At 57.4% G+C, this 23,074-nt stretch carries 22 protein-coding genes; 15 read left to right on the plus strand and 7 right to left on the minus strand.

Going from position 1 to position 23,074, the window contains the following annotated elements:
- The first annotated feature begins 60 nt into the window (after positions 1-60).
- Genes opgC through IM295_RS16760 form a run of 5 tightly spaced genes read left to right on the plus strand, consistent with a single transcriptional unit; the run spans position 61 to position 4,167 of the window.
- On the plus strand, positions 61-1,278 hold the full coding sequence (opgC, locus tag IM295_RS16740) for an OpgC domain-containing protein (protein WP_193066995.1): 1,218 nt from the start codon (positions 61-63) through the stop codon (positions 1,276-1,278).
- Between the two features lie 11 nt (positions 1,279-1,289).
- Positions 1,290-2,189 (plus strand): hypothetical protein, encoded by a 900-nt coding sequence (locus IM295_RS16745; protein ID WP_028013196.1) that lies wholly within the window; start codon positions 1,290-1,292, stop codon positions 2,187-2,189.
- 9 nt (positions 2,190-2,198) lie between these two features.
- Entirely contained in the window at positions 2,199-3,413 is a 1,215-nt protein-coding gene (locus IM295_RS16750) for a PP2C family protein-serine/threonine phosphatase (protein WP_028013195.1), read from the plus strand.
- Complete coding sequence (locus IM295_RS16755; protein ID WP_028013194.1) at positions 3,403-3,741, plus strand: STAS domain-containing protein; 339 nt, start codon at positions 3,403-3,405, stop codon at positions 3,739-3,741. Before IM295_RS16750 ends, IM295_RS16755 begins: the two co-directional genes overlap by 11 nt.
- A complete protein-coding gene (locus IM295_RS16760; RefSeq protein ID WP_193066996.1) occupies positions 3,742-4,167 on the plus strand; it encodes an ATP-binding protein in 426 nt (141 codons plus the stop codon).
- Positions 4,168-4,191: 24 nt separating this feature from the next.
- Here IM295_RS16760 and IM295_RS16765 read toward each other — a convergent pair whose 3' ends face one another.
- On the minus strand, positions 4,192-5,679 hold the full coding sequence (locus IM295_RS16765; protein WP_193066997.1) for a UbiD family decarboxylase: 1,488 nt from the start codon (positions 5,677-5,679) through the stop codon (positions 4,192-4,194).
- A 113-nt stretch (positions 5,680-5,792) separates the two neighbouring features.
- Here IM295_RS16765 and IM295_RS16770 point away from each other — a divergent pair, with 113 nt between their 5' ends.
- On the plus strand, positions 5,793-6,677 hold the full coding sequence (locus tag IM295_RS16770; protein WP_041909939.1) for a LysR substrate-binding domain-containing protein: 885 nt from the start codon (positions 5,793-5,795) through the stop codon (positions 6,675-6,677).
- Here IM295_RS16770 and IM295_RS16775 read toward each other — a convergent pair.
- The 4 genes from IM295_RS16775 to IM295_RS16790 all read right to left on the minus strand — a co-directional run bounded on the left by IM295_RS16775 (position 6,668) and on the right by IM295_RS16790 (position 10,069).
- Positions 6,668-7,579 (minus strand): LysR family transcriptional regulator, encoded by a 912-nt coding sequence (locus IM295_RS16775; protein WP_193066998.1) that lies wholly within the window; start codon positions 7,577-7,579, stop codon positions 6,668-6,670. The two genes, IM295_RS16770 and IM295_RS16775, sit on opposite strands and share 10 nt — an antisense overlap.
- Before the next feature lie 4 nt (positions 7,580-7,583).
- Complete coding sequence (locus IM295_RS16780; RefSeq protein WP_193066999.1) at positions 7,584-8,570, minus strand: MBL fold metallo-hydrolase; 987 nt, start codon at positions 8,568-8,570, stop codon at positions 7,584-7,586.
- A 141-nt stretch (positions 8,571-8,711) separates the two neighbouring features.
- On the minus strand, positions 8,712-9,455 hold the full coding sequence (locus tag IM295_RS16785) for a 5'-nucleotidase, lipoprotein e(P4) family (RefSeq protein ID WP_180216685.1): 744 nt from the start codon (positions 9,453-9,455) through the stop codon (positions 8,712-8,714).
- Between the two features lie 86 nt (positions 9,456-9,541).
- Positions 9,542-10,069 (minus strand): N-acetyltransferase, encoded by a 528-nt coding sequence (locus tag IM295_RS16790; protein ID WP_041909946.1) that lies wholly within the window; start codon positions 10,067-10,069, stop codon positions 9,542-9,544.
- A 132-nt stretch (positions 10,070-10,201) separates the two neighbouring features.
- Between IM295_RS16790 and treZ the strand changes: the two genes are divergently transcribed.
- From treZ to glgX, 3 genes are read left to right on the plus strand one after another with little or no spacing between them, the layout of a single operon-like run.
- Positions 10,202-11,989 (plus strand): malto-oligosyltrehalose trehalohydrolase, encoded by a 1,788-nt coding sequence (treZ, locus tag IM295_RS16795; protein WP_193067000.1) that lies wholly within the window; start codon positions 10,202-10,204, stop codon positions 11,987-11,989.
- Entirely contained in the window at positions 11,986-14,454 is a 2,469-nt protein-coding gene (treY, locus tag IM295_RS16800) for a malto-oligosyltrehalose synthase (protein ID WP_193067001.1), read from the plus strand. Before treZ ends, treY begins: the two co-directional genes overlap by 4 nt.
- A 15-nt stretch (positions 14,455-14,469) precedes the next feature.
- Positions 14,470-16,545: a glycogen debranching protein GlgX gene (glgX, locus tag IM295_RS16805; protein ID WP_193067002.1), complete on the plus strand. Its 2,076-nt coding sequence runs from the start codon at positions 14,470-14,472 to the stop codon at positions 16,543-16,545.
- A 1-nt stretch (position 16,546) separates the two neighbouring features.
- Here the strand turns inward: glgX and IM295_RS16810 are convergent, their stop codons facing one another.
- Positions 16,547-17,092: a winged helix DNA-binding protein gene (locus IM295_RS16810; RefSeq protein ID WP_028013183.1), complete on the minus strand. Its 546-nt coding sequence runs from the start codon at positions 17,090-17,092 to the stop codon at positions 16,547-16,549.
- A gap of 199 nt (positions 17,093-17,291) precedes the next feature.
- Between IM295_RS16810 and IM295_RS16815 the strand changes: the two genes are divergently transcribed.
- From IM295_RS16815 to IM295_RS16840, 6 genes are all read left to right on the plus strand, one after another.
- A complete protein-coding gene (locus IM295_RS16815; RefSeq protein WP_028013182.1) occupies positions 17,292-18,014 on the plus strand; it encodes a DUF969 domain-containing protein in 723 nt (240 codons plus the stop codon).
- Entirely contained in the window at positions 18,011-18,997 is a 987-nt protein-coding gene (locus IM295_RS16820) for a DUF979 domain-containing protein (RefSeq protein ID WP_193067003.1), read from the plus strand. The genes IM295_RS16815 and IM295_RS16820 overlap by 4 nt, the downstream gene beginning before the upstream one ends.
- Before the next feature lie 9 nt (positions 18,998-19,006).
- Positions 19,007-20,002 carry a DUF2891 domain-containing protein gene (locus tag IM295_RS16825; protein ID WP_193067004.1) on the plus strand — a complete coding sequence of 332 codons (996 nt, stop codon included), beginning with the start codon at positions 19,007-19,009 and terminating at the stop codon, positions 20,000-20,002.
- A 236-nt stretch (positions 20,003-20,238) separates the two neighbouring features.
- On the plus strand, positions 20,239-20,631 hold the full coding sequence (locus tag IM295_RS16830; RefSeq protein WP_193067005.1) for a polymorphic toxin type 44 domain-containing protein: 393 nt from the start codon (positions 20,239-20,241) through the stop codon (positions 20,629-20,631).
- On the plus strand, positions 20,609-21,043 hold the full coding sequence (locus IM295_RS16835) for a hypothetical protein (protein WP_048958788.1): 435 nt from the start codon (positions 20,609-20,611) through the stop codon (positions 21,041-21,043). The genes IM295_RS16830 and IM295_RS16835 overlap by 23 nt, the downstream gene beginning before the upstream one ends.
- Before the next feature lie 21 nt (positions 21,044-21,064).
- Positions 21,065-21,550 (plus strand): type VI secretion system tube protein TssD, encoded by a 486-nt coding sequence (locus tag IM295_RS16840; RefSeq protein WP_048999579.1) that lies wholly within the window; start codon positions 21,065-21,067, stop codon positions 21,548-21,550.
- A 39-nt stretch (positions 21,551-21,589) separates the two neighbouring features.
- On the opposite strand, the gene IM295_RS16845 is transcribed toward IM295_RS16840, so the two are convergent.
- Positions 21,590-22,990, minus strand: a complete 1,401-nt coding sequence (locus IM295_RS16845; RefSeq protein WP_193067006.1) for an MFS transporter — start codon at positions 22,988-22,990, stop codon at positions 21,590-21,592.
- Positions 22,991-23,074: the final 84 nt, after the last annotated feature.

Here is a 23,074-nt window from a genome sequence, read left to right on the forward strand (position 1 = left end):
TCCTTTAGACTATCTACTTTATTTAGACCTTAATTTTCGTTTTCAGGCAAAGGACACCCTATGAGCCATGTTGCGCCGTCGATTGCGCAAAAAGATGACGCTAAATCAATAACATGGATGTATTCCGTTGCAGGTGCCCGTGACCTGAGAATTGACTTTATGCGCGGCATTGCCCTCGTCATGATGGTCGTGGCGCATACGGAGGTGATGTCGATATTTAATATATTCTCCTGGGAGCGTTTTGGGTTAACAACAGGTGCAGAAGGCTTTGTCATTCTCTCCGGGTTTATGCTGGGAATGCTGAATCGCGCGCGTCTGCAAAAAGTGGTTTTGCTTACGGTTTCCTGGGGGCTTTATCTCAGAGCATGGAAAATATATCGCGTAAATATCATTATCATAGTGTCGTTTATTCTGCTGGCCTATATCCCACATATTAACGTTTTCGAGGTCACCCATTTTACCGACCGATTTTCAGGTCAAAGCTGGTCGCTTTATCCTGTGACGCCGCAAATTAAAGAGACCTGGTTCAACATTATTCTCTATTTGCAGATCGGCCCCCACCAGACGCAAATTCTCGGACTGTATATCTTTTTGCTGCTACTCAGCCCGCTATTTTTAGGGATGCTGCAGAAAGGAAAAGTCTGGTGGCTGTTAGGGCTGTCGCTGCTGGTGTACAGCCTGTGGCAGCGGTGGCCGCTTCGGCTGACGCCGTCGGAATTCGAATTCGCCTTCCCACTGCTCGCCTGGCAGTTCATCTTTGTGCTGGGCATGGCCAGCGGCTGGTATAAAGCCGAACTGCTCTCGTTCGCCCGGACGCCCCCGGGCAAAGGGGTGGTGGTGGCGCTGGTCATGGTGTCACTGGTGCTGGGATTTGTTGCCCAGAACCATACCAACCCGTTTATGCCGCCCGCGCTGCTGATGCACGTCATCCCGCCTGACAGCTTCAATTCGTTTTATCACACCTGGGCGGCGAAGAATGGGCTGGGCCCGGTGCGGGTATTGAACGATATCGCCCTGATGGTCACCGTCTACCTGGTGCTGACGTATTGCTGGACGCCGCTCAACCGCCTGCTGGGATGGTTCCTCATCCCGCTAGGGCAGCACTCGCTCTATACCTTTATTTTGCATGTTTACGTGGTGCTGCTGGTGAGTCAGTTCATCACCTTCGATTTATGGCGTCACGCCTGGATAGAGAACACGTTAGTGCATGCGGCGGCACTGGGTATTTTGTGGCTGATGGCAAAATACGACGTCGGCGCACGCTGGATACCTAACTAAGGATGGCGGTTATGCGCGAAAAATGGCTTCTGGCGGGCGTGCTGCTCGCCGCGATACCTGCCGCGGAGGCGGCGCAAAGCAGTGATAAAGAAACCCTGCGCGATAAGAACGGTGAACCCGTTCAGGCAGGCGTTTTTACCAGCCGTTGGGGGCGCCTGTTCTCGGGTAACGACAAGAAATTCTCAGGTGCGCTGAGCTTTAGCTCGGGACTGAAAGAGCAGTGGATGAGCATTCCTAACAGTTCAGACACCGCCACGGAAAAGAAAAAGATTAACCAGACGCTGAATCTCAGCCTTCAGTATTCCCCCTACAGCTTCTGGTTTGCCAACATTACGTCCCGACTGCCGGTCAGAGACACCAGCCGCTACACCGCCGATTTTCGCTACAGCTTCGGCTACGATGACTGGCACGCCAACACCGTGAGTCTGGTTTACAGCAACTACGGCGATAACCATTTCTGGACATCGGGCAGCCGACGACACACCTATTTCGAACAGGGCGCCTTCACGCTGGCCTATAAGTTTTCGCTACCGAAACCGGTTGAAAACACGCTCCTGATTAATAAAGGGGATTCCATCATTTGCCAGGTCGGGTACAGCTGGGTACCGCGCTACTACGACCTCAGCAGCGATGACATCCGCAAAAATAAAAACGTCATGCTCGGCGGCTGCGGCTACACCTTCAAACAACATTTCTTCGTTCGCGCGACGGCATTCTGGTTCCCGGACAGCAGCCAGCAGCAGCCCTGGAACGGCGATTACAGCTACAGCTTCGGTTATGCCGGCTATACGCCGGGTTCGTTCTCCATCCAGTACGCGAACTATGCGGGAACGCGCTATCCGGGGCACGGCAACGGGAATGCAAAATTCAGGGAAGGGACCGTGAGCCTCATCTGGTTCTTACCGCTTTAGGAGGGATGTATGTCGGCGCTGCACGTGTTAATCGTTGAAGATTCGCTGATTTATCGTCGGTTACTCTCCCGAATGCTCACCCAGTGGGGATATATCGTGAGCGAGGCGGAAAATGGTGTCGACGCGCTGGAAATCTTGTCCAGCCAGCCGGTCAGCATGGTGATAAGCGACTGGGAAATGCCGGAAATGGACGGACTGACGCTGTGTCAGACCATCCGCAACCGTCAGTTTGGCCGCTACGTGTATATCATCCTGTTGACGGCCCGCGAGAATGCCGGGGACGTGACGCAGGGGTTTGATGCCGGAGCGGATGATTTTTTGAGTAAGCCCGTTGAGCAGGCTGAACTGCGGGCGCGGCTTCATGCCGGGGTCCGTATCCTGACGCTGGAGGCGACCCTCGCGGCGCACAACAAGCGCCTGAGTGAAGCGTTGCATCAGATTGAAAAAGATCTGGAACTGGCTGCGCGCGTTCAACACTCGGTGCTGCCTTCACGCCGCTTACGCTATGGCGACTACTTCTCCGACTGGCTTTTCCTGCCGTCAGCCTGGGTTTCGGGCGACGTGTTCAATATTTTCCCTCTGGATTCACATCTGGGATTCTATTGCGTTGATGTTTCGGGTCACGGCGTGGGGGCCGCGATGATGTCCCTCGCGGTGGCTCGCCAGTTTTTACATGGCCGGGTGGTGGATCGCTTTCTGTTTACCGAAGAGGGGGGGATTCAGTCACCTGCGGAGGTTGTCAGGATGTTGAACAGCCGCTTTTGCAGTGAAGAGAGCGACATCACCAGTTATTTCACGCTCATTTACGGCGTGATCGATCCAGAGACTGGTGAAGGGTGGCTGTGCCAGGCCGGGCATCCTACTCCCTTCATTGTGAATGCGGACAGCGCCGTCACGTCCGTGGGTGATGGCGGACCGCCGGTCGGGCTAATCCCGGATCTGAGCTGGGAAGACGTCGCGTTTACCCTCCATCCAGGGGATCGCTTATGCTTATTCAGTGATGGTATTACCGAGTGTGAGAACGTCAGCGGCGAGCAGTTTGGCCCGCAACGTCTCGAACGCTGGCTTCATGAGCATGCCCGGCTCCCCGTTGACCAGCTCCTGCCGCGGTTCGGTGACCACCTGACCGGCTGGCGCAATGCAAACCGTGATGAACCGATCGCCTTAACCGATGACGTGTCACTGCTCGTGATTGAGCGTCAGGGAGAACAGAATGATAATTAACACCGAACGATTACCGCATGCCAACATTCTCACGCCCGCGGTCCGACGGCTGGACGCCTCCGTTGCTGCGACGTTTAAAGCGTCCGTGACGGAGGAAATCGGCAGCGATCGTAAAGCCTTAATCGTCGACTTTAGCAAAGTGGATTTCATCGACAGCAGCGGGCTGGGGATGCTGGTGTCGTTGTTTAAGCTGATGAACGGGAAAGGCGACATGGCGCTGTGCTCTCTGAACCCCGGGATCATGAACATGTTCACCCTGACCCGAATGGATCGCATCTTCCGTATCTATCCGGATAAACATAGCGCGCTTGCGCAGCTGGGGCAGTAGATGCAGAGGCCAGAGCATGCTGAATTTCCGGCGGCGATCGCGTCCCTGACGCCGCTGTCCGACTGGCTGAGAGACAGGCTGAGCGCGCTTCCCGTCAATGACGAGTGGCGTTTCGCCTTCGATCTCGCCGTTTGTGAAGTGGCAACGAATATCATCCGCTACGCGCTTCATGAGGATAATTCGTGCGTCTTTAGCGTACAGTTCGCCATCCGCGGCAATGACGTCAGCCTTGTTTTTATCGACGCGGGTGACGCGTTCCCGCAGGAGCGTCTTGAGATCGCCCGGCGAGACCGTTTCTGCGAAATGTCGCCGCTGCTGGAGAGCGGCAGGGGGCTGATGCTCATATTGCTGAGCGTCGATCGTTTCACTGTTGAACGCGTGGCGGGTGAAAATATCGCCACGCTTGAAAAGAAAATACGCGTATGACCTGCGGGCCATACGCGCGTGATTTTATTTCTTATCGGCAAACAGCTCCGGCGCCCACGGACGTGGATCCACTTCCATAAATGGCGCGCGCTCGAAGCGGTCCTTCAGCGCCCACGGCACCGTGCAGTCGAAGATCGTCTTGCAGGAAATGCCGTTGCCGCGAATCGAGGTGCTGTAATCCGGCGACTGGGACGGATCCAGCTGGTGGCCGCGGATCCCCGGAATATTGGTGATGCTCATATCGCCCTGCATGCGCGTCGTCATCGCCCACAGGATGTCGTCGCTGTCGAAAATATCCACATCTTCGTCGACAAGAATAATGTTTTTCAGCTCCGAATAGGTGGCTAAGGCGATGAGCGCCGCCTGGCCCTGGCGTCCTTCGTCTGACGGCTGGCGTTTTTTCACCTGCAATATGCCGAGGAACTTACCGCCGCCTGCGGTATGGGCATAGACGTTTTGCAGGAAGCCCGGGATTGCCTCTTCAACGGCATTACGGATGCTGGCCTCGGTCGGCAGTCCGGCCAGCGTGGTATGTTCTTCCCCCGGTCCCACCAGCGTCTGCAGGATTGCGTGGTTGCGCATGGTCACGGCTTTCACTTTGATCACCGGCAGGGAGGGATTCGCCTCACCGCAGTAGCCCGGGAACTCCGGCATCGCGTGGCCAGTGTTGGTATGCTGATCCTCTCTTACGCGCACGCCCGGAAGCAGTTCGCCTTCGATGATGATTTCCGCCCGTGCGATGGCTTTCTCTTTGACCGCCACGCCCTGCACCAGCTCGACCGGCTGCTGGCGCAGCGCCCCGGCGACGCCCAGCTCGTTGTAGCCAAACGGCGTGGTAGGGGCCTCAAAGCATGCGCCGATATAGATGGCGGGGTCGAGACCCATGTTGATCGTCACCGGCAGCGGTTTTCCGGCATCCTCCGCTTTTTTACGGAAGACTTCGATATGTCGCCCGGCGGCAAGGAACATGGAAAGCTCGTCGCGCTCCTGCACGCAGAGGCGGTGAATGGTGACATCCGTCAGCGAGCTGTCTTCCGGATCGCTTGCCAGCACCAGCCCCAGGCAGAAAAACGGACCGGCATCAATTGGCGTATTGGTCGGTGCCGGAAGCAATTTGCGAAGATCGAAGTCAGGGTCGTCAGCGTAGAAGACCTGTTCCTGGCAGGGGGCCTGCGAGGCCGGAACGACAACCGGTGCGACCGGCTTTTTCACCGCCTGGCCGACGTGTTTTGCCAGTTCAGACGGTTCGCAGCCTAACAGCAGCGCCGCGCGCTCGCGGCTGGCGTGCATGCCCACCAGAATGCGGGAGCCCGGATAGCCCTTAACGCTGTTGAACATCATGGCCGGACCCGTGCGGGTCGGACGTTTGACCGTGCCGCCTGCGCCGATATGGCGATAGACACCCGCCAGTTCCGCGTTGGGATCGACCGGATGAGCGGTTTCAATATACTGCCCTTCGTGGCGCTGCAGTAAGGCGATGGCGCTGCGGAGATCGTTGACTTGGTTTTCCATATTTTCCTCCCTCGGTTGAATACCTCCATTTTTATGGCAAAGACCAATAGCATCAATTTCATCATTTCTGTTAAATTGATAAGTAAATTTATATCAATACAGGGAGACGTCTCGTGCAGTTTCGTCAGATGCGCCACTTCATTGTCGTAGCCGAAGAGCTCCACATGCACCGGGCCGCCGAGCGTCTGAACATCGCCCAACCGGCGCTGAGCCAGCAGATAAAGGCGCTGGAAGAACGTTTAGGCGTCACGCTTTTCAGCCGGGCGAACCGCCGCTTAACCCTGACGCCCGCGGGCGAAGCGTTTCTGGTCAAAGCCCGGCTTGCCATCTCGTTGACCGAGCAGGCGGTGCTGGATGCCAGACAAACGGCACGGGGCGAGCAGGGGGAGTTAAACCTGGGGTGCGTGTCGAGTGCGATGTTTGACGGCAGGCTGCCCGCCGCGCTGCGCCAGATGCACAGCCGCTGGCCGGCCATTACCATGTCCCTGATGACGGGAAATGTGCAGACGCTCTACGCCGCCGTGCAGAGCAACCAGCTGGACGTGGCCATCATCCGCGCGCCGCTGCCGTCGCTGCCTGACGATCTGCAAAGCCGGCCGTTCACCTCGGAGAAAACGGTGCTGGCGCTCTCTCGTCAGCATCCGCTCGCCGGATCGTCCGCGCTGACGCTTTCGTCGGTGAAAGACGAAAAATGGATCTCGCTGCGCGATCCGGAGGGAATGGGGCTGGAGCAGTACTTCTATGACGCCTGCAGCGGGGCGGGCTTTCAGCCGGACGTGGTGCAAAATGCGACCGACGTGCCCACGGTGATAAGCCTTGTTGCGGCCGGATTTGGGCTGGCGCTGCTGCCCGCGTCGGCAAAGGCAGTGAGCGTTGAGAATGTCGTCTACGTGGACATCCTCGACCGGCTGCGGGAGAGCGAACTCACCCTGGTTTGCCACCGGATTATTCGTTCAGAAGTGCTTAAAAAGTTTCTGGTCACGCTCGATCACACCTGACGTCCGGCGGCCCGCAGCAGCTGCCCGCGCAGCCAGGCGTTCGCCGGATCCTGGCTGTTTTTCGGGTGCCAGTACATGTTGATGGTAATCGGCTGGAGCGGCAGCGGCGGTGGGAAAATATCCAGCGTGCTGGCAAACTGCTTCAGCATCCGTTCCGGCAGGGTACATACCAGGTCGGTACCGGCAACCAGCGCAGGCGCCATAGCGTAGCTCTGGGTGGACATGGCAACGTGTCGCTGATAGCCCAGCCCGGCGAGGGTTTGGTCGACAAATCCGGTAAAGGGATCTCCCGCCGACGACACCACCAGATGGGAAAGCGCGCAGTAACTTTCCAAATCTAACGGACCTGTTCCACGCGGATGAGCTTTGCGCTGGGCGGTGGCAAACGCGTCTTCGAGAAGTTTGCGCCTCACCCATCCGTCATGGGCGCCCGCGCTAACGCCGATGTAGATATCCACATCACCGTTTTCCAGCTGCTGCGGCAGGTCTACCATCTCCGGCAGGGCGAAGCGCAGGCGGATGCCGGGGGCATCGGTACTCACCTGGTTAAGCAGCGCGGTGCCGAGCATCAGCGCCGGGTTTTCATGCAGCGCGATAACAAAGGTCCGGCTGCTGGTTTGCGCGTCAAACGCGGTGGGCGCAAACATCGCGCTGATGCCGCGCAGCACGCTTTCAACTTGTGGCCTCAACGCCTCCGCTCTCGGCGTGGGTAACACCCCTCGTCCATGTGGGGAGGGAATAAACAGCGGCTCGCCAAACAGCGTGCGCAGACGCGCCAGGCGGGCAGAGAGGGCGGGTTGGCTGATGCCCAGCCGCGCGGCCGCATGGGTGATGTTCCTGTCCTGAAGCAGGGCGTCCAGCGCCAGGAGCAGGTCGATGTCCATGTCAGATATACGCGACATCACTCTACTTCGCGCCGCTGGCGTCCCGGTTGGTATAGGTGACAGGGACCCAGGCATAGCCGCCTTTCTCACCTTTCGTCACATAGCCGATGCCCGGGAAAGGCAGATGGGGCGCGGCAATAAGGTCTTTATTTTTCACAAAGTCAGCGAACGCATGCTCGCGTACGCTTGCCGCTTTGTTCTCATCTTCATCGTAGGTGATGGTCACCGCAGGCTGCGGGAACTGGACCGCCGCTGCGTGAATGATGTCGCCGACAAAGGTGATTTTCTCGCCTTTACTTGTCAGCGTGTAGAAGGCCGATCCCGGCGTATGTCCGGGGTGAACCGTGCCGGTCAGCCCCGGAAGAATCTCCGATGTGCCGCTAAACGGCACCACTTTACCCGCGTCAAGATAGGGTTTTAAGGTCTTCTGTGCGACATCGAAATAGTTCTTGCCGTAGCCGGTTTTCTTCTGATTGTCGTCGTTAAAGAAAAAGTCGATGTCCGGTTTGCCAACGAAAACGCGCGCGTTGCTGAACACCATCTTGCCGTCTTTCACCAGGCCGCCCGCGTGGTCGGAATGGGCGTGGGTCAGCAAGACTTCAGTAATGTCCTCGGGTTTGATTCCCTGGGTGGCGAGGCTCTCAATCAGACGTCCGCCGTTGCCGGGGCCAAAGAGCTGGCCGGAACCGGTATCCACCAGGATTTTGTGTCCGGGCATCGCAATCAGGAATGCGTTGATGGACACTTCCGCCGGGTTGGTCTGAAAGTTTTTCGCGAGCAGTGCATCAATGTTTTGCGGCGTTGTCCGGCGCAGCAGCTTGTGCAGATCCTGCGCAACGGTCCCGTCCGTAAACGACGTTACCAGAACGTCACCGACCTGCACGCTGTAACCGCCCGCTGGTTGTTTAACGACGTGCTGCGGCGTTTCTGCCGAGGCCTGCAGCGCAGGGTAGAACAGCAATGAACTGGAAATCAGCGTGGAAAGAGCAAGTTTTTTCACGGTAAGCATACGAGTCTCCTTTGAAAGTGCTCATCTTACTGCTCCGTAAAATTATAAGAACCTGCTCAGAAATGATAGGACCTATAAACGAGATAAATAGCACAGCGCAACAGCCGGGTGGTGGTGAAGCCTTTCCCGGCCCGTAAAGCGTTATTTTTTCAGTGGTGCGTTCCAGCTATCCAGCGTGGCCCTGGACCAGGCACCATAAGCGGCATTTGGGAGCACAATCCAGTCGTTGCCGAAGTGTTCGGCGCTGGCTTCAACCAGCTCACGCTGCTGCTCGCTCGGTTTTTTGTTTTTGAACTGTACGGCGAAGTCCGGCAGGCTGTCGCCGAACAGCATCACGATCTGCTGCTTTTTGAGGATGCTCTGACGGCGCTCTTCCTTGCTGACCGTATCCAGCAGCACGCTCTCGTCAGATACCTGCGGCAGGCCGAGAGCGTTTAACGTCTTCAGCGTGTCGGCTTTGTTTTCCTGCATACGGTCCGAGACATAGTAGATACGGACCTTGCTTTGATTCACGTGGTCAAGAAACGCCTTCGCTCCCGGGATTAAGCCGGGTTTTCCCTGTTTTTCCCAGTCGCTCCAGGTATCCCATTTCGTATAGTCGTGACACTGCGCCATGTCGCGAACCAGCAGAGGGGTGTTATCCAGCACCGTTTCATCCAGGTCCATCACCACAGCGTAATTTTCAGGTGTTTTCAGATCTTTTAATTTTTCGTTGAAACGCTCGGTGGCAAACCGATACGTCTGCAGCTGAAGGGCCAGAATCTCTGCCGATTTCTGCTGATAGCGCAGCGCCATTTCGTACGCTTTGGGTTCACACAGCTCGCGCTCAGCGGCCGTCGCCGCTGCACTCAAAACGGGTAATGCCAGCAGTAATGCCTTAGCCATTGAATTCACACTTCTTTCCTCAACACCGTGGTTAAAATCCCGAAAGCGTAATGAAGTTCAATGACAGAAATATGAAGGCTGCGGCGCTACACCAGCATGTAATACCAGAACAGGGCGACCTCGTCTTTTTCCGGTAAGGCGTTGTAGAGATACCGATCGTACCCGCCCAGGGTGAACCCGTAGTTACGGTAAAACAGACAGGCAGAGACGTTCACATTTTGTGTTTCAAGCCGTAATCCCGGCGCGTTTACGCTGCGGGCCCACACGTGCGCGGCAGCCATTAATTTTTGCGCGGCGCCGGTTCGGCGTCTGGTGCGATCAACGGCAATATAATCCACTGAAATAAATTTATTCCAGCCGATTGACGCGGTAATAAATCCGGCTAATTCACCGTCATCGGTTTCCGCAACAAGAAATATGGCGTCCGGATTAACGCAATGGTTTTCAAGGGTTTGGATGTCGAGTTCGTAGGTTTTTATCCAGGGCTCGGCGACGGCTTCAATATGCAAATCACAATGGATAAAGGGCTCTCGCGCAATGTGGCTAATGGTGAAAGAAAAGTCACAACATTCAAGACGGACGAGGTCCGTATTTAATCCTTTTCGAATCTGCATAGTATTCCCGATAGTGAGTTATTTCATAAAGAATAGACGACGCGGTTAAATCCGCTGAGCTCACGCACTTGAGATCCTGAACTAAGCTTGTACTTCGTTCCGCGTAAAATGTGGGTCATTCGAGGACAATGAATGGAATTCAGGACATTTCAAAAGCAGTGGGGTGCTGAGTTTATTTCCGATGACGTGGTACGTTTTCGCGTCTGGGCAGAAGGACAGAAAGAACTTACGCTACGTCTGGCCGCCACCGACGTGCCGATGACGGCGGTGGGGCACGGCTGGTTCCAGGCAGACGTTTCTGGCGTCACGCACGGTGCAGAGTATCAGTTTGTCCTGCAGGACGGCATGGCGGTACCCGACCCGGCATCGCGCGCGCAAAAGGGCGACGTTAACGGGCCATCGGTTGTTATCAATCCCCGACGCTATCAGCCGGTTAACCGGGACTGGGCAGGGCGGCCGTGGGAAGAGACGGTCATTTACGAGCTGCACGTCGGCACCTTTACCCCGGAGGGCACCTTCCGGGCGGCCATCGACAAGCTGCCCTATCTGGCGGAGCTCGGTATCACCCAGCTTGAAGTGATGCCCGTTTCCCAGTTTGGCGGAACCCGCGGCTGGGGCTACGACGGCGTGCTGCTGTATGCCCCGCACGCTGCCTACGGCACGCCGGAGGATTTTCACGCGTTTATCGACGCCGCGCACGGGCTGGGGCTTTCCGTGGTGCTGGATATCGTGCTCAACCACTTCGGCCCGGAGGGGAATTATCTCCCTCTGCTGTCGCCCGCGTTTTTTGATGCGGATCGAATGACGCCGTGGGGCAACGGCATCGCTTACGAGCGCGAGCCGGTGAGGCAGTACATCACCGACGCACCGCTCTACTGGCTGACGGAGTACCGTCTGGACGGCCTGCGCTTTGATGCCATCGACCAGATTAAAGACAGCTCCGGGACGCACATTCTGGAGGAGATTGCCGCGAAGATCCGCGAGGCGATCCCGCACCGTCACGTTCACCTGACCACGGAAGACAGCCGCAACGTGATTTTCCTGCATCCGCGCGATGAACAGGGCAACACGCCGCTGTTCACCGCCGAGTGGAATGATGACTTCCACAATGCTGCCCACGTGTTTGCCACCGGCGAAACGCACGCCTACTACCAGGATTTTTCGTGTGAGCCGGAGAAAAAGTTCGCCCGTGCGCTGGCGGAAGGGTTTGTCTACCAGGGCGAGATTTCGCTGCAAACCGGGGAATCTCGCGGGGTGGAGTGCCGCACCCAGCCGCCGCAGTTCTTCGTCGATTTCATTCAGAACCACGATCAGACCGGGAATCGCGCCCAGGGGGAGCGGCTCATCACCCTCGCGGGGGCCGACAGGACGCGGGTGCTGCTTGCCGCGCTGCTGCTCTCTCCCCATATCCCGCTGCTGTTTATGGGCGAGGAGTTCGGTGAAACGCATCCGTTCCTGTTCTTCACCGATTTTCACGGCGACCTGGCAAAAGCGGTGCGGGAAGGGCGCGCGAAAGAGTTTACCGGCCACGCCGGGCACGATGAAGCCGTCCCGGACCCGAACGACGTTAACACCTTCGTTCGCTCAAAGCTCGACTGGCATAAGATTGCTACCGACGAAGGGAAAACGTGGCTGCGCTTCACCCGCCACCTGCTGACGTTGCGCCATCGCTATATCGTTCCGCTTCTGCATCAGGGCGGCATCGTTGAAGGCAAGGCGATCGAGACCGCACCCGGCATGGTGGCGGTGAGCTGGCGCTTCCCGTCCGGGACGCTCTCTCTGGCGCTCAATATCGGCCCTAAGCCTGTCGATTTGCCCGCGCTCGCAGGGGAGACGCGCTTCGCCTGGCCGGAGGTAAACGACGTTTTGCCGCCGAACAGTATTGTCGTTCGCTTTGCTGATGGAGACGCATCGTTATGATCCCTTCCGCCACGTACCGTATTCAGTTCCGCAACGGCATGACGTTTGACCGCGCTGTCGAGCTGGTGCCGTATCTGAAAGACCTCGGCATCAGCCACCTCTACGCCTCGCCCGTGTTTACCGCCACAACGGGTTCCACCCACGGCTATGACGTGACCAACCCGAATGAAATTGACCCCGCGATTGGAGGTCGGGAAGGGTTTGACCGCATGGCCGCGGCGCTCAGGCAGGCTGGCATGGGGCTGATTCTGGATATTGTCCCGAACCATATGTCCACCTCGCTGGAAAACGCCTGGTGGCGGGACGTGATTGAATACGGCCAGCAGAGCCGCTATTTCCGCTATTTCGATATCGACGCGTCGCGCCCGCTTACGCTGCCGTTTCTCGGAGACACCTTTGAGGCAGAGCTGGAGAAGGGTGCCATTACGTTAAAACGTGACCCTGTCACGAATAAAGCCTCTCTGGTCTATTACGACACGGCGTACCCGCTTAATCCGGGCACGTACAGCGAGGATAAAAGTATCGCCGAACTGCATGAGGCGCAGAGCTGGCGGCTGATGTCCTGGCGGGAAGCGCCGAAGCAGCTCTCATGGCGGCGCTTCTTCGAGATCACCGGTCTGGTGGGCGTACGGGTTGAAGACGAGGCGGTCTTCGACGATACGCACCGTCTCATTCTTGAGCTGGTTCACGCGGGCGTGGTTGACGGACTGCGCATTGACCATATTGACGGCCTGGCCGATCCGCTGGGTTATTTGCAGAAGCTGCGGCATGCAGCCGGACCTGACTGTTACATTACGGTCGAAAAAATTCTCGCGAAGGGAGAGCAGCTCCCCACCGACTGGCCGGTTTCCGGCACCACCGGCTACGAGTTTATCGCCTCGCTGGCGGAGGTGCTGGTCGACGACGATAACCTCTCGCGCCTGGAGACAATCCACGACGAGACGCTGGGCGTCACGGTCAATCGCCACGCCGAACTGCGCGATGCCAAGGGTCTGATGACCGATCGTAATTTTGAGGGCGAGTTCACCACGCTGCTAAACCTTGCGGACGATCTGGCCCGCCGCAATGAGGTTGCGCTGCGCCGCGAGGAGATCCGCCACGCGCTGCGCGAGTTGCTTATCGCTTTTCCGGTGTACCGCACCTACGGCACTCGCGAGGGATTAACCCCACCTGACGTGGCGCTGCTTAGCCGCGTGGTCGCCGGCGTAAATACGTCCGAAGCGGCCCTGAGCCTGATTGTCCGCATTCTTACCGGCGATCTGCCGGAAGATTGCCGCGACTGCGCCGCGCTTTTCAGAACCCGCTTCCAGCAGCTGACCGGGCCGCTGATGGCGAAGTCGGTGGAAGATACGCTGTTTTTCCGTCTGAACCTTGAGCTTGCGCTCAATGAAGTGGGCGCTGACCCGACGCCGCGCGCGTTCTCGTTATCCCGCTTTCACCAGGAGATGCGCATTCGTCGCGCCCGTCAGCCCGACGCGCTGCTGGGCACCTCCACGCACGATACCAAGCGCGGAGAAGACGCCCGGGCGCGGCTCTACACCCTGACGGAGGCGCCGGAACGCTGGGGAGAAAATCTCGCCCGCTGGCGGCAGATGAACCAGACCCAGGTGCGTTTTCTCAACGACGGCACCGCGCCGAACGCCGCCGATACCTGGATGATCTATCAGGCGCTGGCGGGCGTCTGGCCCGCCACGCTGTCGCCTGACGATGCCGAAGGGCTTGCATCGCTGGAGACGCGTTTCCTCGGCTTCCTTGAGAAAGCGCTTCGCGAGGCGAAGCAGCGCACCGACTGGATCGACAGCAACGAGAGCTATGAGAGCGTAGTGCTGAGCTATGCGCGACATCTGCTTTCCCCGGATAACGCCCCGTTCCTGCACGATTTCAGCGAGGCGATGCAGCCCTTTATCCGCGCCGGGCTGATGAACAGCCTCAGCCAGACGGTCATCAAGCTGACGGCGCCCGGCGTGCCGGATATCTATCAGGGCAGCGAGGCGCTCAACTTTAGCCTCGTCGACCCGGATAACCGGCGGGAGCCGGACTTCAACGCGCTGGTGCAAAACCTCAGCGCGGCGGATGCTTCAGTGTTTGAACACCCGGCGTGCTGGCGGGACGGCAGGGTAAAGCAGTTTGTCACCGCCACGCTGCTGCGGCTTCGACCGCATTACGACGCGCTTTTCCGCTACGGAAACTGGCTGCCGCTCAAGGTTTCCGGCGAGCGCGAGGAGAACCTGATTGTCTATGCGCGCGTTAAAGACGAGGAGGCGCTGATCGTTGCCGTGCCGCGTCTGGTTTTTGGCATCACCGATAATCATCAGCTGTGGGTCAATACCACGGTAGCGATACCCGACGAACTGGCCGGGAAGCGCTATCGGGATCTGTTCAGCGGTGAAAGCCGCATTCTGCAAGAGACGCTGGATTTAACGTCAGAAAAGGGATGTGTACTGGTTCTGCTTACCTGCGAATAATCGTGGAGAACGAAAATGGCAAAGGAAACTACGTTTGAAATTCGGGCCGGTCATGGCCAGCAGTTGGGTGCGAATTATGACGGGAAGGGCGTTAACTTCGCGCTGTTCTCCGCGCACGCGGAGCGGGTGGAGCTCTGTCTGTTTGACCCGTCCGGGAAAACAGAAATCGCCCGGCTGGAGCTGCCGGAGTATACCCATGAGGTATGGCACGGCTATGTGCCTGACCTGAAACCCGGTGCGCTGTACGGCTATCGCGTCTACGGCCCCTACGATCCGGAAAACGGTCACCGCTTTAACCCGCATAAGCTGCTTATTGACCCGTATGCCCGTGAACTGGTGGGCGATATCGACTGGAACGACGCCCATTTCGGCTATGAACTGGGGCATGACGAACTGGATCTTAGCTTCGATACGCGAGACAGCGCGCCGTTCACGCCGAAATGCAAGGTTATCGACCCGAACGCTTTCGACTGGCAGGACAACAACCGGCCAAACGTGCCCTGGCCACATACCGTCGTCTATGAGAGCCACGTGAAGGGTTTCACCCAGATGAACCCGGCCATCCCGCCCGAGCTGCGCGGGACGTTCGAGGGGATGGGACACAAAGCCTCGGTCGACTACATCAAGAGTCTGGGCATTACCTCGGTGGAGCTGCTGCCCGTTCACTGGTTCCCGGACGACCAGCATCTGCTCGACCGTGGCCTGAAGAACTTCTGGGGCTATAACACGCTCGGCTTTTTTGCTCCGGCGTCGCGCTACTACGGCCCGGCGGGGATCCAGGGCTTTCGCGACATGGTGCGCGCCTATCATGACGCGGGCATCGAGGTGATTCTGGACGTGGTCTACAACCACACGGCGGAAGGTAACGAGCTGGGGCCAACGCTTTCATTCAAGGGCATTGATAACTACAGCTACTACCGCACGCTGCCGGACCAGCACCGGTATTACATCAACGACACCGGGACGGGGAACACTGTGAATACCTCGCACCCGCGCGTGCTGCAGATGGTGATGGATTCCTTGCGCTACTGGGCCGAATCCATGCACATTGACGGTTTTCGTTTCGACCTGGGGACGATTCTGGGCCGCGAGCCTGAGGGGTTCGATCCGCGCGGGGGCTTTTTCGACGCCGTTACCCAGGATCCGGTGCTCTCTAAGCTCAAGCTGATTGGCGAGCCCTGGGATATTGGCCCCGGCGGCTATCAGGTCGGTGGCTTCCCGCCAGGCTGGGGAGAGTGGAACGACAAATACCGCGATACCGTGCGCGAGTACTGGAAGGGGGACAACGTCTCGACGGACTTTGCCGCGCGTCTGCTGGGATCCGGGGATCTGTACGATCTGCGCGGGCGTCGCCCGTGGGCCAGCGTCAACTTTATCACCGCCCATGACGGCTTTACGCTGAATGACCTGGTGTCGTACAACGAGAAGCACAACGCCGACAACGGCGAGGACAATAACGACGGGCATAACGATAACCGGTCGTACAACTATGGCGAAGAAGGGCCGACGGAGAACCCGGACATTATCGCCACCCGCGAACGGCAGAAGCGTAATTTCCTGACCACGCTGCTTTTCTCCCACGGTACGCCGATGCTGCTGGCGGGGGACGAGTTTGGCCGTACGCAGAAGGGCAACAACAACGGCTACTGCCAGGACAGCGAGATCTCATGGATCGACTGGAAGGGGCTGTCCGAAAACGAGGCGGCGCTGCGCGAGTTCACCCGCCGGCTCATTGCCCTGCGCGCGCAGCAGCCGTTGCTGCGTCGTGAGAGCTGGCGCGACGGGCTGGAGATCCGCTGGTTCAATGCCGGAGGCGGTCCGCAGCAGGCCGAGCAGTGGGATGAAGGATCAACGCTCGGGGTCTCCATCAGCAGGCCGGATCTTCAGCAGGAGGACGGCATCTGGCACGACGTGCTGATGCTGTTCAATCCGTTTGAAGGCACCGTGCCGTTCCAGATCCCGCAGTTTGGCGAAGGGGGATGGGTGCTGGAGCTTTCTACGGCGGATGACGCTGCCGCCGGGACAGCGTTCACCGAAACCGTAGAGTACGAACTGGCCGGACGCAGCATTACCCTGTTCAGACGTCCGTAATTCAGAGTGATGCCGCCGCGCGGGCGGCGGTGTCATACAGGGAGGAGATCGCGCGTAGCAGCTGCGCGGTTTCGCCGATGGATTTCCCGGAAATGCCGCTCTCCGCATGAATGGCGATCAGGCACGCTTCGCGCACGTCCCGGTACTTCATGCACAACGCTTTCCCTTCCTCCGTGGTGGAGAAAAATAGCTCTTTACCCGCTTTCTCGCTCGTCACGTAGCCCGCTTTGACCAGCTTTTTCAGGGCATAGGTCACTACATGCGTGTCTTCCACGTTGAGAACAAAGCAGATATCGGCCAGCTTTTTCTTGCGGTTGCGGTGGTTCACGTGATGCAGCAGCGAGACGTCAAAAGCGCCCATATCCGGCTCTCCGGCTGCGGCCATGCAGCGCACCATCCACTTGTTAAACGCGTTGCCGGTCATGATCAGCGCGTACTCCAGCTCTGACAGTTCCGCGCAGCGCTCCGACACCAGATGGCGGGAGGAGACGATCCGGCCATCGTTGATATCGTTGCAATCGGGTGAAGCACTCTTTTTCGAGGTCATAACGTTCCTTAGCCAGAAATGTAAACTCGTCGATAAAATAAGAACATTTTATTGATAATTTGTTTACATGTTTTTGAGGTTCAGATATAGCTTTTTAGCGCAGGTTTTGTGAAGCCTGACGAAAAACACAACATCGCTCGCCGCAAATTAAAAAAATAGCCGTCGGCGCGCAACGCTCACTTTCGATAGGGTAAACGTTATGGACGGTACTACGCTGTTGCCGCTGATCGGGATACCGATCGTGGTCATTGGTTTTGCACTGCGCTTCAACCCGCTGCTGGTCGTCGTCGTGGCGGGTCTGGCGACGGGCCTGCTGGTCGGGATGGATTTCGGAATGCTGCTGGAGACCTTTGGCGAGAAGTTCGTCAATAGCCGATCGCTGGCGACCTTCATCCTGATCCTGCCGGTAATTGGTCTGCTGGAATATTACGGGCTTAAAGAGCGCGCCCAGGCTTGGGTGGCGAAGATTGCCAGCGCCACCTCGGCGCGTATTCTGATGCTCTACTTCGTGGCGCGTGAAGGCACCGCCGCGCTGGGGCTGATGTCGCTGGGCGGCCATGCCCAGACGGTACGCCCGCTGCTGGCCCCGATGGCCGAAGGGGCAGCGCTGAACGAATACGGCGAACTGCCGCAGCACATTCGCGACAAAATCAAAGCCCATGCCGCGGCGTGCGACAACATTGCGGTCTTCTTTGGGGAAGATATCTTTATCGCCTTCGGTGCGGTGCTGCTGATTGACGCGTTTCTGAAGGAAAACGGGATCGAAGGGATCGAGCCGCTGCACATCGGCCTGTGGGCCATTCCCACCGCCATTGCGGCATTGATTATTCATATGACGCGCCTGCTGCGCCTGGATGCCAGCATCCGCCGCGACGTCATGGCCTGGCGTGCAGAGCAGGGTACGCAGGGGGCCGCGCAATGATGACGCTTATCACCATTAATCGCGTGTATTACCTGATCGGCTTTGTTGTAATGCTGCTGGTTGTCATGACTCTGCGCGACCGCGCTAATCCGAAGCGTTTTACCACCGCGCTGTTCTGGTTTTTATTCGGCGGTATCTTCCTGTTCGGTGACCTGATGGTTCAGGAGCTGGGCAAATCGCTGGCGTACCGGATCGTTGGCGGTTGCGTTATCGCTATCGCGCTGCTGGCGGGTTTTGGCCTGGTCGGGAAAGGCCACTATAAAATGGCCTCCGACGAGGAGCGCATTGCCTCGTCAAACCGCCTTAAAAACTGGCTGTTCCTGCCCGCGCTGATGATCCCGGTGGTGACGGTAATCGGGACGCTGTTCCTGAAGGGGGTGACGATTGGCGGCGTTTACCTTCTCGACCAGAAACAGCTCACTCTGGCGGCGCTGTGCGTGGCCTGCGTTGCGGCGATCCTCACCGGCTGGTGGCTGACCAAAGGCACGCCGTTGCACGCCATTCGCCAGTCCCGTCGTCTTGTCGATACCATCGGCTGGGCGGTGATCCTGCCGCAGATGCTGGCCATGCTCGGCGGCGTGTTCGTGGCGGCCAATACCGGTGATTCGGTGCAGAAGATGGTGAGCCTGTTCGTGAACCCGGACAGCCGCTTCATGCTGGTGGTCATTTACTGCGTGGGGATGGCGCTGTTTACCATGATCATGGGTAACGCCTTTGCGGCCTTCCCGGTGCTGAGCGCGGGGATCGCCTTGCCGTTCCTGATCAACGTGCATCACGGCAACCCGGCGCCGCTGCTGGCGATCGGCATGTACGCGGGCTACTGCGGCACGCTGATGACGCCGATGGCCGCGAACTTCAATATCGTTCCCGCCGCGCTGCTGGAGCTGAAAGACAAATATCAGGTGATCAAGATCCAGATCCCGACCGCGTTAACCCTGCTGGTGGTGAACGTGTTCCTCATGTATTTCCTCGTGTTTCGCTAAGGAGCTGTTATGGAATTGACGCAACATCAGGCTGACGCGTTTGCCCGCATGCCTTTAACCTATTTGCGCCAGGAATACCCGAACCACATCATGCATCTGCTGAATGATGACGGTGACGTTCTGCCGCCTCGCGAGCTGCACCCGATTTTCTACGGCTGTTTCGACTGGCACTCGGCGGTGCACGGCTACTGGCTGCTGCTGCGCTGCGTGCGCCTCTATCCTGAGCTACCGTGTCGGAATGACATCGTCGCGCTTTTCGACGAGCACCTGACCGACGAGAACGTGGCGAAGGAGCTGGACTATTTCACCGCGCCGTTCCGCGCCTCGTTTGAGCGGCCGTATGGCTACGGATGGCTGCTGGCGCTGGCCCAGGAGCTGAAACAATCGTCGCTGCCGCAGGCCGCAGGCTGGTACCAGACGCTGGAGCCGCTCACCCAGGATATTCGCAACCGGCTGGTGGATTACCTCAGCAAGCTCACCTATCCGATCCGCGTCGGAACGCACTACAACACGGCGTTTGCTCTCGCGCTGGGGCTGGATTACGCCCGAGCCGTGGAAGATAGCGTGCTTGAGCAGGCGATTGTGACGGCGGCGGAGCGGTTTTATCTCGCCGACACGCGCTACCCGGCCCACTACGAGCCGGGTGGCGATGAGTACATCTCTGGTGCGCTGACGGAAGCGCTGCTGATGAGCAAGGTCGCAGAGAATTTCCCGGCCTGGTTTGACGCGTTTCTGCCGGATATCGGCTCCATTGCGGCGCTGATGAACCCGGCGGAAGTGAGCGACCGTACCGACCCGAAAATTGCCCATCTGGATGGGTTAAACCTCAGCCGCGCCTGGTGTATGAAGCATATCGCCAGGGCGCTTCCGGTAAACCACCCGGCTCAGCAGGCCCTGCGTGATGCCGTGGCAAAACACCTGGCGGCAAGCGTCGGGCACGTGGTGGGCAGCCACTACAGCGGCGGGCACTGGCTGGCGAGCTTTGCGCTACTGGCTCTGGAGTAAACAAATACGCCGTCTTTCCTGCCGGGTGGCGCTGCGCTTATTTGCCCTACATTGTGAAATGCACAATTCCTGTAGGCCCGCGCAAGCTTAGCGCCGCCTTAATTTTTTTGATTTTTAATGCGGTTAATACCTTAGTCGGATATTTTTCCGTCATTTCTCTGTAAACAGATATCTTTTTTACCATCGCAAAGGTGTACGATATGCGGCCATATACCCACATGAAATAGGTGGTTAATATGGCTGTTATACCTTTGTTACCCAAAGAAGGAATCGCTCTTGTGTTGGCAAACATGAGGATTGCAAGAGCGCATGGTATGAGCAGAAACATGGCTATCCCTACAACCTATCTTTGGTTTTATCAAAAAGTAAGAAATAAGGGACCGTGGGATTACAAGCAAGGACACCCGGAGTTAGCAAATTTTGGGAACTTCAATTATGGTTCGGCTGGCTATGCTGCCGGGATACCATCAGAAACGCTATTGATGGGTGCTGGATGGGCGCAGGAAAGAGCTAAAACCTCCAAAAAGAAATGGGGGCACTGGTATCACAAACCGCCTTATGGGGATGATCCACACGATCAGTTTTGGATAAGGCAAGGTATAGAATATGCAAAGAAATACGGTTATTAAACGGCTCCATTGCTTACTCACAACGATTCTGTTGCTCGTTGTTTGTGGGTTTCTGACATATCAATACTATTTTAATGCATCTCCTCACGATAGCTTTGTCAGCAAACAGAAACTCTCTGATACCGTCACACTGTACATAACTAAGTATGATGATGGAGACGCTACGGTGTCGGATGTTTACCGCTTCTATTTAGATAAAGACAACAGCGGGAACATTATGAAAGCCCTTGAAGAACGATCACCCTTCCTGGAAGCCGATACAAGCAATGTCACAGCTTCAGCTTATGGGAACACGGTAAATGTAAAAATCACGGGCAAGGTTTATTCATTCACTAATTCTGATCTGTTCTATGCCGATGGTGTAGCGATCATGCCTGTAATTAATCTCATAGCCAATGGAATAAGAAATTAATTAACATAAGGAGTTTTAAAAATGGCTGTACCAGTACACCTCTTTTTGAAAGACGATGGCGGAGCAATGATCCGTGGTGGTTCTGATGTTGCAAACCGTGAAGGAAGCATAGAGCTTAGAGATCTGATCCATAACCTGAGCATTCCAACAGATGAGGCAACAGGTAAACTTACAGGTACAAGGCAACATTCAGCCTTCAGTTTAACAAAGGCAATTGACTCATCTTCACCCTATCTATACAAAGCAGTGGCTACAGGTCAGACGCTTCAAAGTGCCGAATTAAAGTTCTATCACATCAATGATGCTGGTCAGGAAGTGGAATACTTCAACATCCTGATGGAAGGCGTGAAAGTCATTTCAATAACTCCAATAATGCATGATACAAGAGATTGTCCCGGTACTGGTCACATGGAAAATGTATCTTTACGATATGCAAAAATCACATGGAAAATTCTGGACGGAAATATACAGTACACTGATGCGTGGAACGAACGTCCTACAGCGTAGTTGTTATAAACAAGCAGCGCCGAGAGGCGCTGCACAGCGTTACGCTGATGCCCGCACCCCAGGGAGCAGCCTGCTCAGGCTAAACAAAACCGATCCTGTTGAGGCGATGACGGCGATCCACAGTGCCAGATGCACGGCCCGATCGTGGTCTGATCCGGTCGTCGCAAGCAGCACCCCCACCGCGGCGGCCCCCAGACATTGCCCGAAAGTCCTGACGATAGACAACACGCCGGAGGCATAGCTGGCATATTCCCGCGCCACGTTAGCGAGCATCTCCCGGTTATTGGGGCTCTGGAAGCAGCCAAACCCAATCCCGCAAACCAGACTGCGCAGGCAGATATTCCATGCGGACGGGTTTTCCGGCAACGTCGCCAGCAGAATCAGCCCACCGACAAAAATCATCAGGCCGATAGTCGAGATCAGCGGTGCGGAAAGGGTATCTGCCCAGCGCCCCGCGTGCGGCGCGATCAGCACAATGCCAATTGGCCACGGGGTGAACAGCAGCGCCGAAACCACCGGGCTGAAGCCATACACGCTCTGAAACAGGAACGGCAGCGCGACAAAGGTGATCCCCTGGCTGACAAACGAGGCCAGCGAGGTCAGGGCGGCGAGGGTGAAGCGTCCATTTCTGAACATAACGGGCGGCAGTATGGGACTGCGCGCGCGCCGAATACGCCAGACGAAGGCGATAGCGCTGACCAGCGTGAGAAGCCCCCAGCCTGCGGCTGCCGGGTTAATGCCTTGCGTTATGTGCTGAAGGCTGTCGGCCAGCATGATTGCAGAACCTAACAGCACGGCGGAGAGCGCGGCGCCCGGCGCATCAAAGGGGGAGCGGTCAACGTCCGACTGGCGCGGCAACGCCCGCCATGCCAGAAACAGGGCAACACTGCCCGGAACAAGGTTAATGGCGAAAAGCCACTGCCAGCTCAGCGCGTCCAGTATCGTTCCCCCCAGCACAGGGGCAATTGCCGTGCTGGCGGCGATAAGCAGGGCGTGCAGCCCCAGAATGCGCCCAAGCAGTCGCCCCGGAAAAACGGAACGCAGGATCGCCGGGGCGATACTCAGGGTAGCCGCGCCGCCGATGCCCTGCAGAATACGCATCCCGATCAGCATGTCGGACGTTTTCGCCAGCGCGCAGCCGAGCGAGGTGAGCGTAAAGGTGGCAAGCCCGGTAAGAAAAACCCGTCGAAAGCCCACGCGCGCCGCCAGCGCCGCGAAGATGGCCAGCGTCATTGCCGCCGATAGTAGATAACCGTTGGCAAACCACACCGCAACGTTCGCGGGGACCTGCATCGCCCTTGCCATGGAGGGCAGCGCGATGTTGATCATGGTGCCGTCAAAGACGCCCATCAGCGTGGTGGTCATGACGGCGGCCATCACCCGGGCGCGTTCATGACCGGGTAAGCCTTCATCGCCGGGCTGGTTTGAAAAGAGCGTCATCGTCGTTACTCCGCATAAGAATAGTGATGACGAAACTATAATCATGGGGTATACAGGGCGGAAGACGCAGCGCTTGCACTTTAT

The organism is Enterobacter cloacae complex sp. P14RS (genome assembly GCF_014895895.1).
GTDB classification, from domain to species: domain Bacteria; phylum Pseudomonadota; class Gammaproteobacteria; order Enterobacterales; family Enterobacteriaceae; genus Enterobacter; species Enterobacter bugandensis.